This window comes from Pseudoalteromonas sp. MBR-15, from assembly GCF_053628915.1.
Genome location: NZ_JBRJHH010000010.1, coordinates 75426 through 87757 on the forward strand (window position 1 = coordinate 75426; position 12332 = coordinate 87757).

At 41.7% G+C, this 12332-nt stretch carries 9 protein-coding genes; 7 read left to right on the forward strand and 2 right to left on the reverse strand.

All coding sequences use genetic code 11. The annotated features are described in order from the left end of the window. The first annotated feature begins 81 nt into the window (after positions 1–81). The 5 genes from ACSSVW_RS14275 to ACSSVW_RS14295 all read left to right on the forward strand — a co-directional run bounded on the left by ACSSVW_RS14275 (position 82) and on the right by ACSSVW_RS14295 (position 6297). The gene (locus ACSSVW_RS14275; RefSeq protein ID WP_075594252.1) at positions 82–933 is read left to right on the forward strand and encodes a D-hexose-6-phosphate mutarotase; all 852 of its coding nucleotides are present in this window, start codon (positions 82–84) and stop codon (positions 931–933) included. A gap of 60 nt (positions 934–993) precedes the next feature. After that, positions 994–1527 (forward strand): PH domain-containing protein, encoded by a 534-nt coding sequence (locus tag ACSSVW_RS14280; RefSeq protein ID WP_065979478.1) that lies wholly within the window; start codon positions 994–996, stop codon positions 1525–1527. Further along, a complete protein-coding gene (locus ACSSVW_RS14285; protein WP_454179547.1) occupies positions 1520–3055 on the forward strand; it encodes a PH domain-containing protein in 1536 nt (511 codons plus the stop codon). Before ACSSVW_RS14280 ends, ACSSVW_RS14285 begins: the two co-directional genes overlap by 8 nt. A gap of 79 nt (positions 3056–3134) precedes the next feature. Continuing rightward, complete coding sequence (locus ACSSVW_RS14290; RefSeq protein ID WP_036973594.1) at positions 3135–3377, forward strand: hypothetical protein; 243 nt, start codon at positions 3135–3137, stop codon at positions 3375–3377. A 97-nt stretch (positions 3378–3474) separates the two neighbouring features. Beyond that, complete coding sequence (locus tag ACSSVW_RS14295; protein WP_454179566.1) at positions 3475–6297, forward strand: TolB family protein; 2823 nt, start codon at positions 3475–3477, stop codon at positions 6295–6297. A 3-nt stretch (positions 6298–6300) separates the two neighbouring features. On the opposite strand, the gene ACSSVW_RS14300 is transcribed toward ACSSVW_RS14295, so the two are convergent. Next, positions 6301–7443, reverse strand: coding sequence for a tetratricopeptide repeat protein (locus tag ACSSVW_RS14300; RefSeq protein WP_454179548.1), 1143 nt, complete (start codon positions 7441–7443; stop codon positions 6301–6303). Between the two features lie 267 nt (positions 7444–7710). Between ACSSVW_RS14300 and ACSSVW_RS14305 the strand changes: the two genes are divergently transcribed. Continuing rightward, a complete protein-coding gene (locus ACSSVW_RS14305; protein ID WP_036973591.1) occupies positions 7711–8325 on the forward strand; it encodes a membrane protein in 615 nt (204 codons plus the stop codon). A gap of 55 nt (positions 8326–8380) precedes the next feature. Here the strand turns inward: ACSSVW_RS14305 and ACSSVW_RS14310 are convergent, their stop codons facing one another. After that, positions 8381–10891 (reverse strand): zinc-dependent metalloprotease, encoded by a 2511-nt coding sequence (locus ACSSVW_RS14310; protein ID WP_454179549.1) that lies wholly within the window; start codon positions 10889–10891, stop codon positions 8381–8383. Between the two features lie 264 nt (positions 10892–11155). Here ACSSVW_RS14310 and ACSSVW_RS14315 point away from each other — a divergent pair, with 264 nt between their 5' ends. After that, positions 11156–12331, forward strand: coding sequence for an efflux RND transporter periplasmic adaptor subunit (locus ACSSVW_RS14315; RefSeq protein ID WP_036973588.1), 1176 nt, complete (start codon positions 11156–11158; stop codon positions 12329–12331). Position 12332: the final 1 nt, after the last annotated feature.

The window sequence follows — 12332 nt, forward strand, 5'->3', positions numbered from 1 at the left end:
TCATCAAATAACTAAATATTATTTACTAATTGCCACCGCTTTGGGTAAGGTGGATTTTTCTTTCATTAAATGGGACGAATTATGAAGTTATCGCCATCAGTTACGATTGAACAAAGTGACACCGGACTTGAGTTTATTAAGGTTGCGAGTGAGTTGTGTGAAGCAACTATTTTTCTGCAAGGTGCGCAAATTACTGAGTTCACGCCTGCAGGCAAAAAGCCGTTGTTGTGGGTGTCTGAGTTAGAAGACTATCAAGAAGGAAAAGGTGTACGTGGCGGTATCCCTATTTGTTGGCCATGGTTTGGTGTAAGTCAGCATGAAGGTTGGCCTGCGCATGGTGTGGCTCGTACAGGTCTTTGGCGCGCTGAAGAAGTGAAAGAACAAGAAGATTCAATCTATATCAGCCTTTCGTTACCGATGACTCAGGTTGATGATAAATATTGGCCTCATAAAACTAAGCTACTTGCTGAATTTATTTTAACGTCGAGTCTTGAGTTACGCTTAACGACCACGAACATGGATAATGAAACCATTCACTTTACTCAAGCGCTACACACGTATTTCCCAACACCTGCGATTGAAGAAACCAAAGTTGATGGTTTGCAAGGGGCAAAATACATTGAGTTTGGCGAAGGCCCTTATGAGCAGCACGACTTGGTTTCTTTTGCGCGCGAAACCGACATGGTGTACACCGAAGCAGAGGCTACACAGCGTATAATTACCCCAGACGGCATTATTGAAGTAGGTCGTGAAAACTCAACATCATGTGTGCTGTGGAATCCGTGGGTTGAGAAGTCAAAACGCTTGTCGAACTTTGCCGACGATGAGTATCATGTGATGCTCTGTTTAGAAGCAGCAAATGTACTTGATGACAGTGTAGAGCTTGCGCCAGGTGCCAGCCATACGCTTGCAACGACACTTCGCTGGGTTTAATTTACCACGCTCAACGTTAGCACGTAAGGCCAGTGACACTGGCCTTTACAAGGAATAATCGTGTTTAGTAATCAACAAATCGACACTCTGCCTCGCCACCATACTATTAAATTTCAGCCACTTGCAGATAACGCTATTTGGCATGTACAAATTAATTGGCTGCTTTTTTATATTCCACTCATGACGGTCATTGTGGCTGTTCGGTATTTTAATCAACCGTTTGCTGATGCGGTATCTGCACCTTGGTTGCTACTGCTGCCCGTGCTCGTTGTGCTTTCAATGCTGTATAACTTTTACAGTGTTCGTGTAAAAGGGATTGCATTACGTGAGCATGATATTGCTTATAAGCGTGGTTTAATTTGGCAACAAGTGACCCTGTTACCTATTTCTCGAGTTCAACATACTGAGATACATCGAGGACCCATTGAGCGGAAACTTGGCTTAGCAACACTCAGACTCTACAGTGCTGGTGGCATGAGTGCGGATCTTCATATCAGTGGTTTAACAGATAAACAATGCAATGACATTAGGCAGTTTGTACAAAGCTATGGTTATGACAATCATGCAACAGTTGATGAGCTAGTCGATGAATAACAATGATTGGCAACGCGTGTCGCCGTGGGCACTTTTATATTTTATTGTGCATTTTGCTATTCGATTTGTTAAAGATGGCTTACTAAATTTACTGCCTATTTTAGTTATTTTTGTAACTCAGGTTGAGCAAAAATGGTTTTGGGGGCAAGTCGCAGCAAGCATCGCTATTGTCATGTTAGTTGTTTATGCATTTGCGTATTATAGAAATTTCTCTTATCGCATCAGTAGCGAAAATGAAATCCTGTTAAACAAAGGGGTATTTAAGAAAGAGCGTTTAACACTGAAGTTTGCCAGAGTGCAAAATGTGAATATCGCTGAGCCCTTTTATTTCCAGCCCGTAAATTTGGTTAACTGTATTTTTGATGCAGCAGGCAGTAGCGCTCAAGAAGCCGTGATCCCAGGTGTAAAGCTCAGTTATGCCGAGCATGTACGCGAACAAGTGATGGCATTTAAAGCGCAGTTGCAGCAAAGTGACACGCCTGAAAAAGCGGAACATGCAGCACAACCATCAGCACAACACACACTCACGCTTAGTAACGCCGAAATAGCGAAGTTTGGTTTGATGTCGAATATGGCTATTTTAGCGTTAGCGGCGCTTGCCCCTTTTATGAATGCCATTTTTGATTACCTTGAAACCTCATTGATTGCGCGTCTAGAAGCCATGTTTAACGAGCAGGCTGCCTTTGTTGGCAGTGCGGCAGCATTGGCTGTGGTGACTGTCATTGTTGTTATCGTGCTGTGCGCTGTGTTGTTGTCGGTTACTATGGCTTTAATTAGGTTTTTTAATTTTCATTTATATTTTCAAGATAATAAGTTTAAACGTGTAGCGGGGCTCTTTGAGCGCCAGCAGTTATCAATAAGCTCAGAGAAAATACAAAGTGTACAAATTAAGCAAAATATCATTGCACGATTATTAAAGCGTTATACATTGATATGTCCACAAGTGAGCAGTGGTAATACAGCCCCAGGTGTTGCGGCGCATAAAAACAAACAAACACTGGTGATGCCCGTGTTAACCGCAGCGCATGTTCAGCAAGTGTGCCGTTGGTTGTTTCCGTGGTTTATTAATTTAAATGAGCTTAATTTTATTAAACCCGAACGGGCACTGCTGTATAAAAACACTGTGTTGTATGTATTTTTGCCGAGTGTGATTAGCGTTGTCGTTATTGATCAACTATTTGAAACGTTATCAATGCTTTGGGGTTTATTACCTGCGAGTATATTGATGGCTGCCGTATTTTTACGTTATCAAAAAATAGGCATGGCGCTGTATCAACATGAAGGCCGCTCATTTGCCGTGTTTAGAACGGGAATGATAGGGACTCAGTATCGTTTGTTTGAAATTTATAAAGCACAAAGTGTCACGACTATTAGTACATATTTAATGCGAAAATCAGGTTTAAAAAGCCTGTATATACAACTTGCATCGGGTTCTGTATCAATGCCGTATATAAAATCAGTTGATGCAGAGCAGTTAATTGATTTTGTGCTTTATGAAATAGAATCAGAGCCACGCAATTGGTTTTAAATGAAAATGATTCTCAATATCATTGATTCGGTTTCGTTTTTGGGTATACTGTCCAAAAGTGAGGGATGCAGGTATTCAGATGATTTATTTACTTCCAATTATCGCTATTTCAGGCTTAGTTGCTTTACTGTGGTACGCGCGCTTTAAAAATGAGTGTAAAGGCTTTTGTATTAGTTGCGCAATTACTTGTATCGCGTTATTGGTAACCAGTGCAATGATGCTCGCAGGCCTTGGTGCGCTCAGAAGCAGTATGATGTTTGCAGTGACTATTTTTATTATTTATCAACTTTTGGGGTTAGTAAAACCTATCAAAATCGATTAATTTCTTACATTTTTTAACTACACCCGCGCAAAAAAGCAACGCATACTAGTGTGAATATTTAAAATCAATATACCCAAGCTGGGGATCAAGGATTATGATGAAAAAAGCACTATTAAGCGTTGCGCTGCTTGTTGCAGGCGAGGCGTCTGGCCAAGAAATATGGCAAACAATTCATACTGAGCATTTTAATGTGCACTTTAGCGTTGAAAACCAACAGTGGGCGCAATCGGCTGCCACAGAGCTTGAAATTGTGCGTGATAAAGTGCTTAAGCAACAGCATCGTGCTTTGGATGAAGTCGTTGATGTAGTCGTGTTTGATCCTCTGAATGCCGCAAATGGCTTTGCTCTACCTGTCTCTAATAAACCCTTGATGGCACTTTTTACCACGCCACCGCAATCCGATACGGTGATTTCTAATACCGATGGTTGGCAACAATTATTGATCTTGCACGAATATATTCACTTGGTGCATTTAGCTCAGCCGACTCGCAGTGATTTTCGTCAAGCAATTAAAAATAGCTGGGATCTGTATGACTTAGCAGAAAAAGACATGCCACGCTGGGCCGCAGAGGGTTACGCAACATTATTAGAATCAAAAATGACAGGCCGTGGTCGAGTGTTTGACAATTTGTCTGAAGCGATTTTAATTGAGTTTGCTCAGCAAGGTGCATTGCCAGGTTATAAGCAACTAAGCAATACAAAAGGCGGCTTTTTGGCGGGGTCGATGGCGTATTTGGTCGGTTCGCGTTTTTTGGCTTGGCTTGAAGAAAACTATTCAGAACAAACGCTTGATGCTGTTTGGACACGAATGCAGGCAGTAAAAGACCGTGATTTCGATGAGGCATTTACAGGTGTATTTGCTGATTCTCCAGCCAAGTTGTATCGCCGCTTTGTTGCTGAGTATACATACAAAGCAATGGCTAAAGAGGTAAGTGAACAACCACTTACAAGCAAGCTTTGGTTGGAGCTTGATCTCTACGCATCAAATCCAGCACTTAGTCCAGACAACTCTAAACTGGCTATTGTTGAGCGTAATCAAGAGGGTGATACACGTTTAGTTATTTACAGTACAGAGCAAAATACTCAGGCTGCAGAAGAATTTGCAACACAGCAAAATGCGCTTTTAAACGATGATCCTCTGGATATTGTCGATAAAGCTCCCGTAATATTTAAGCGTGAGCAGAAGCATGTATTGCAGCAAATAAATAGACAAGGGATTAAAAACCCACAATGGCTGGATGAAAATACGCTGTTTTTTACAGCAACAACCACCGTGGGCAAAGGGTCTGTCCTTGGGATTTCTGATTTATACCGTTACGATATTACAACGGGTGAGGTCACAGCATTGACGCATCACGCGGGCTTGCGTCGTTTTAGCATTAGCGAAAATGGCGAAACTGTTTATGCAGAACAAAATCAGCATGGTTTCTCAGCGTTAGTGAAAGTAGACCTTACTCATGGTGACGTCACTCCCTTGTTTACAAAAAGCCTTGAAACTGTTTATGACTACCCCGTATTAAGCCCTGATAAGTCGCGGCTGGCCTATATGAAAACCACATTAAATCAGAATTGGCAGTTGTATATACAAGATTTAAACACGACAAAATCATATCGTGTGCCTATGCCTGCAGGGTATCAATATGTATCGCAACCTAATTGGCAAGCTGATGGGAAAGGCCTTTATTTTGTGGCGGGTAAAAATGCAGCAGTTGATTTGTACCACTATAACTTTGATAAAAATGAACTTTATCAACTAAGCCAAGGCCAAGAAGTTATTGCTCATCCTATGGCGATGAATAATGGTGAGTTATTGTATTTATCAGTCACACCGGATGGCCCAAATATTAAGCACTTTACAGACTTAACTCAGCGCGAAAAAGTGACTGAACTTGCTGTAAACCCCACACCACCGCGTGGCGTGACCGCAAGCGAAGTACTCCCTAAAGCGGCTATTTATCAACAAGCGACAGGTCGACAAACTGACTATGATGTATTACAGCAAAAGCCGACTTTATCGTTGGGTTCTCAGTATTACTCCGCATCATCGTCAATATTAACCATGGGTGTTAAAAGCAGTGACTTTTTAAAACAGCTTGATTTGCAAGCAGGCTACAGTATTGATTTACAAGATAGCGCATTAGAGGGGGCGTTTGCCGCTGCCAAATATTCAGCCTTTGATTTACACTTTAAAGCTTTGTTATTCGATTATCAGTTAGATACAGATAAACAGTACCACGGATACCATGCTGAAAAAATTGAAAACATGGGTATACACTTGGCAACAAGTTATCCAATGCAGTTTCAACAATTAAGTATCATTCCTTCTGTGAGTTATAACTACAGCGACTTTGTTCACGGCGATGATCAATGGTTAAAGCTGGGGCTAAAACAAAAGTGGCAATATGATAGACAAACAGTGGGGTTTTCTCAGTCAGCAAAGATAGCTTTACTGAAAGGTGATAGCAAAACGCATAATTGGCAAGGTTACGACTTTGCTACTGAGTTTGGTGCGCATGCGTTTAATATTCCTGTTTATGTTAACTTTGCTCAGCATTATCGTGACAATAATACGCTTGCGTTAGGTGGTTTTGCTTCTAACTTAATTAACAACGAGACTCAAAGTGGTTTAGTAGTGGCACCCGAATTACCGTTTATTAGCCAGCTTGGTAACCGCTATAAAGGTTATGGCGGCGGGGTTAGTTATAAAGATTCGCTCCCGTGGCTTTACTATCAACAGCATCAAGTAGATAACCGAGTATATGCACAAAGCTATGGACTAAAATGGCAAGGCGAGTTTAGCTTTGGCCTAGGGCCTGCCGGGCTGAATGATGTGAATATTGATTTGGGCGTCGCCCGTGTTGAAGGCGACGACTTTGAAAACGATTTACGTGCTTGGCTTAGTTTTTACTATTCTTTATAACGGTTACTGCTTGGTATTTAAGGCGAATAGTTTGGCGTGATAGAGCGCCCGCTTTTCGTCTTCCCTTTCAAGCTCAATGGCTTTTTCGAGCCACTCTTTGCTCGATTGCTCATTGCCTTGTTGGTAGTTAATAATAGCCAACTCTAGATAGGGTTCAGACAAATAAGGTGCTAAGGTTATGGCGTCTTCGAGCTGCTTTCGGGCTTTAAAATACTGACCATTGTTGCGTGCATTTATTGCCGTTGCTAATAATTCGAACGGATCTTGCTTTGCTAGAGCAAGCTGTGAGTTGAGTTTAGTTAGAAGTACTTGGTCGTCGAGCTGTTCGGCCAGCACAGCGTAGTTATGAAGTAAATTGGTGTTTTCAATGTTGTGCTGTAATGCGGTTTGATAAATATGTTTTGCTCCCACTAAGTCACCAGCTTGACGGTGTAATACCGCTGCAAGATTATACAGTGCAGGATCGTAAGGGGTGTAATCGCCAGCTTTAAGAATATAGCTGTAACTTAAATTAAATTGTTTAGCGACTAAAGCCTCGGCTGCTAAATTACTGTAGTAGCGACTTATTAAATCGTTTAAATGGGCTTTGCCGGTATAAAAACTGCCGCGGCTCGGAAAATAATCAATAATACTTCCCGGTGTGATTAAGTAAGTCACCTCATCATCAAGTGGGGCATAGACTTTGGTCCTAAAATGACCCGATACATACACAATATTACTTTCTTTGCTGTATACCGGTTCACTCGACACTGATTGAAACCCTGTTTTTAGCCCAGCTAACTGAGCATACGCCTGAGTTAAAATAGCAAGGCTAATACAATTACCTTTCTGTTTTTGAATTGTCTCAGAGGCAGTGAGTGTTTCACTGTAATAGTTAAAATTAGTGAGTTTATTTTCTAAATAGTGATAGAGAATTTGATCATCTCTGAGATAGCCACCTTGTCTTTGTGTAAAGTAATCAAGGAATTGTTGTTGCTCGTCGATGGGCAGAGCAAATAGCTCAGTGTCTTTTAAAGTAACAGGCTGAAAAAGTGTGCTATTAAGGAGGTCTGCAACACGAGGTGGCATAACAGGTTGGTTACTTTTACTGGCACATCCGAGCAGTAACATACTGATAAGTAAGATGCAGAAGAGTTGCTTCATCATCTACCTCTAAGCTTGTTTTTTATTCAATGTACCTATGTTATTCGTTGTATTCAAGTTATGAATGCTGTCTCTAAGCTGTAAACACACTGTACGGAAATCTTGCCAAGTCCTCGCTGGCTATTTTTTCATCTTCATTGCATTTTATGAGCATCTCATTAGAATGCCGCGCTCTTTTAAATGGCTTAAAAAACAATGGTTTACTTGTTATGTATGGGCTGTTTATAAACTGCTAACGTATTAACTAAATTGTAACGAGAGAGGTCTGTTTTGGCGCACTATTTGCCGATTATTTCATGCTTTATTTTGGCGTTTAGCTTTTATCCGCTATTAAATAAAATTCGTAAAAATCGCAGTGTGTCGGGCGTGTCGTTGCTAATGATGAGCTTTGGGGTGGCACAAAGTCTTTATTTCATTACCTACAATGTGTACTTTCAGCGCATTTACATGGTCTTACCGTTTATCGTGACGGGTGTGTTAAGTGGTTTAATTCTTTATTACTTCGTGCGTTACAATGCAGCGCGCCAGCAACGGTTGCAATTAGCTGGGCTATTAATTGTGTCGGTGACGCCTTTTTTGTTATTGCTTAGCCCGTCACTTGATACTGCCACTGTCCTTAATTGGCTGACATATGTTGGCTTAGCGATGAGTTCTATCCGTGTTATGCCGCAAACCTACAAAACAATTAAAAGCGGTGATATTAGTAACTTAAGTGCACGTTATTTTAGTTTACAGTTTGTAGCGGGGGCCTGTGGTTTAGGCGCAGAACTGGCGATGGCTTCACCGAGTGTGTCACATGTTCTAACTTTTGTGATGATATTGCTAACTAATGCCGCCCAACTTGGTTGTATTCAATATTACAAGTCACGTCCAGCGATGGCATGATGATAACGTTGAAATAATAAAAGGCTGCTCGTTGGCAGCCTTTTGTGCTTATTAATTAAGCTTCGAGCGCTTTGCTAATTAAGCGATCGATATACTGCTTATGTGCTTTTGCAGCAGTGTCGGCACCCCATGGCGTACTGATATCAGCAATTTTGTTTAGCTGATAAAGCGCAGCAGCTTTGGCTAGGTTGTCGTGCTTGCTCGCTTTACCTAAGCCTGCAATCGCAATCAGCTGGTTCACATACTCAATTTGTAAGTTATGACTTAATGAGTTCGCTTTTTTACTATCGACAAAAATGCTGGCTGTTAGGTCATCCATAAATTGGCTTAGTGAATACTCATTACCGTACATTGCGCTGTCTGAAATACGCAGCATGACTGCAGGATGCAACAATTGCGCAAGCACAAGCTTTTGCATGCCTAAAATCATGTTATGTGGTTTTGGATCTTCGTTCTTACCGTAATGATTAAAACCACGACGTTGCTGTTGTAAGTAGTTATATAGCGGTTGCATGCTGACTAACACATCAGGTGCAAACACATTTTTGGCCAGAATTTGCATAGCCTGTTGCTGGCGCTCTAATGGCACTGGCGTAAACGGTGCGCCATTTTTATCATCACCCACGACGTTGCGCTCAACATACACCCCACCAATTTGACGAGATACTACGCCAGCCTGTGTTCTGTAACTACCGAATAGGATGTTGGCAGAAGTAACTAGTTGCTGATATGACTCACCTTCAACCGTGGCTTTGTCTTTTAGTTCAGTAAATAGTTTATTGATTAAGGCCATACGGTCTGCGGCGTAGGCCGCTGGGTTTGATGACATATCACCAATCATGATACGTGGATCAATGTGACGTCCTGGCGCTCGCATATCATCAGCGTCGTTACCAAATGCAAGCGCATGCTCAGATGAGCGAGCAAGAATTTTTTCTAAACGTTGTTGCTCGGCATCGGCGTCTGCCAAAGCTTGACTGTAACCATATTCAATAGCCCAGTCGTCATAAGGACCTGGTTTCGTTTGGAAAATGTCGCCTTGCTGCATGCCAATTGGAGCGATATTTGCCGGCGCATAGTCCATAACAGAGCCTGTAACAATCCCTTGCGTTTTACGCTTGTCGTGTACGTCTTTTTCGTTCCACAAAATAGAAGATTTCATATTGTGGTTTAAGCCTAAGGTATGACCGACCTCATGCAAGACAAGTTGCGTTAAACCTTGGCGTAAAATTTCTTTGTCTTCGATGTTTGCACCAGTACCTAGGCCTTTTGCAAGTAACATGTTTTCTTGAATACTGTGGCCCAAAGAGCAGTGTAGTTCTGAGTCATTCATATGTTCAGTGAGTGTCGCCGCACCTTGTGTATATAGGGTGTCGTACATCCAACGGTTTTTCATGAAGACATACTCAAGCATGATGTCTGAACCTAAGATCTCACCCGTTAATGGATTAGCAAGTGCAGGACCATAGCCACCAAATGGTGGACGTGGAGATGCGGTCCAACGTAATACGTTGTAATTTATGTCGCCTGCATCCCAGTCTGCATCGTCTGGTTGTATTTTTACTTCAATCGCATTTTTGAAACCTGCTTTTTCAAACGAGGTGTTCCATGCCAGTACCGCATCGCGGATGGTATCGCGCCACTCAACCGGTGTGGTATTTTCAATCCACCACGTAATTGGTTTTACAGGTTCAGATAAGGCTGCGGATGGATCTTTCTTTTGTAAATCCCAGCGTTTGATCACGTCTTCATAAGGGGCCCAGTCGGCAGAGGTCATATTATCGAACTGGTTAGTAAAATAACCAATTCGCGCATCATCTTGACGAGGTTGGTAGTCATTTTTAGGCAAAGCAACAAATGAGTGCTGTACTTTTATTGATACGTTACGAGGGTCGCTTATAGCGGCAGAGCCACGCACACTTGGGTTGGCGTTGCTGAATACATAATCAACAATAACATCTAGGTTATTTGCGTAAGGGCGCTGGTTAACAATACGCGATTTTTTGTCATCTAGTTTACCTAGCTTGAAGCGTTTTTTAGCGTTTTTATCGTCAGGGTTAACCCATGGAGACACTTTATGCAGTGCTTCGCTTAAAAATAGCTTATCAACGTCAAAGGCTATTTTGCCGTCTTCTTCTTTGTCTATTTTGATACTTGCGAGAACGGCTTCACTGATATTGGCATCTGCAGAGCGGGCAAGCGCTGAGTTTTCGTCAAACTTATAGCGTGGTGTTTTGCTTACAATATCAATACGATCAAAATGCTTTCTAAACTCTATGAGTTTGGTCTCTCGGTATGAGCCTCGAAAGTGGCCTGCATCTGTCACGCCATCAACGGTATGTGCAAAATACACAAACGGGGTATTAAGCTGTGACTCATTGATGACCATTAAGTTTTTACCCGTTTTGGCATCTTGGTAAAGTGTAAAAATACCGATAAATTCGGTTTTATCTTTGATCATCTCAGCCAGTGTTTCTGGCTTTTTTTCTTCTTTTTTTGCTGCAATGGCATGACCATTGACTGTCAATGCTAGGCTTAACGCTAGCGCAATATTTGTTATTTTCACTGTTAGAATGTCCTTAAACTATGTCATAGAGCAGTTTAATGAAATAACGTCTTGATAAAAGGTGATATGTTAACAAATGTGAAATTGTGTTTTTAACCAGCTGAAATTAAAATGATTTTCTTTGTAACAAATTGTTTTATACGTCACTTTAATCTGAACGGCATCATTCTATGTCTGTTTGTAACAGTTACTTACAAATGTCACATTAATGTTTCTGTCAGCTTTGGTATGATAGGACCAGTTAAAATATTAAAGGTGTAAGTTATGCGCACGAATTTATTAAAATGGACGTTACCTATTATCGCTTTATTCATTGGTATTGCTGGTTTTATGGGGATCAATGCGATTGCCCAAGAGCCACAAGATAAGGATGAAGTAGATGTGCGTCCTCTCGTGAAAGTTGAAGCTGTTTCTAGTGATGATCACCAAGTGATTATTAACAGTTACGGTGAAGTGAAACCACTTGAAAGTACCCTGATTGCATCGCAAGTTGCAGGTGAAGTGACCAGTTGGCATCCAAATTTTGTTGCGGGCGGAATCGTCGCGCGTGGTGAAGTGTTATTTACTATTGAAAAAGATAACTACGAAGCTGCTGTATTACAAGCAGAGGCTTCGCTTGCAAGTGCGCAAGCGGCATTGATTGAAGAGCAAGCACAAGCAAAGGTTGCACAGGATGAAGCAAAACGTTACCCAGAGCGTGAACGCACAGACTTATTCCTTCGTAAACCGCAAGTATTAAGTGCCCAAGCGGCTGTAAAATCAGCACAAGCTGCATTGAAACGCGCTGAGCGTGACCTTGCTCGCTGTGAAGTGAGAGCACCTTACGATGCATTGGTCATTAACCGTGAGATTGGTGTAGGTCAATACATTAACGTGGGAAGCCAAGTTGCTGAACTTAATAACATTGAAAGTGCCGAAATCATTGTTCCTATTGCTGGTTTTGATAGTGTGTTTTTACCGAAACGCCTTAAAGGTGTTAAGGCGACGATTATTAATAAAGGTTTAAACAGCTTTACACGTGAAGCGGTGATAGACCGCGATCTAGGGGTTGTTGATAATGCGACGCGTATGAGTAATTTGGTGATACGAGTGAACGATCCATATGGTCTCAAGCATGACGTACAGCCGATTAAGTTTGGTGCTTATGTGCAAGTTAGCTTCGCGGGTGAAACACTGCAAAATATTTACCGTTTACCGCAATCACTTGTTAATAATCAAACGGTTTGGGTTGTAAATGACGAGCAAAAACTTGAGCCTCGTAAAGTCACGGTAGTGCGTGAAGAAGGTGAGTTTTTCTATATCAGTGACGGCTTACAAGTTAATGATCAATTGGTGCTTACATTACCGGAATACCCGCAAGCGGGTATGGAAGTGAAAATTGCAGGCATGAAAGAAATGACGAGCGATGCAGAGAATACTGCAGCGGTTGAAAAGCTTTAAG

Bases quoted from the DNA above. Each gene is read 5' to 3' on its own strand.
- ACSSVW_RS14285 (WP_454179547.1), top strand. From the start codon at position 1,520: ATGAATAACAATGATTGGCAACGCGTGTCGCCGTGGGCACTTTTATAT.
- ACSSVW_RS14275 (WP_075594252.1), top strand. From the start codon at position 82: ATGAAGTTATCGCCATCAGTTACGATTGAACAAAGTGACACCGGACTT.
- ACSSVW_RS14290 (WP_036973594.1), top strand. From the start codon at position 3,135: ATGATTTATTTACTTCCAATTATCGCTATTTCAGGCTTAGTTGCTTTA.
- ACSSVW_RS14300 (WP_454179548.1), bottom strand. From the start codon at position 7,443: ATGATGAAGCAACTCTTCTGCATCTTACTTATCAGTATGTTACTGCTC.
- ACSSVW_RS14295 (WP_454179566.1), top strand. From the start codon at position 3,475: ATGAAAAAAGCACTATTAAGCGTTGCGCTGCTTGTTGCAGGCGAGGCG.
- ACSSVW_RS14315 (WP_036973588.1), top strand. From the start codon at position 11,156: ATGCGCACGAATTTATTAAAATGGACGTTACCTATTATCGCTTTATTC.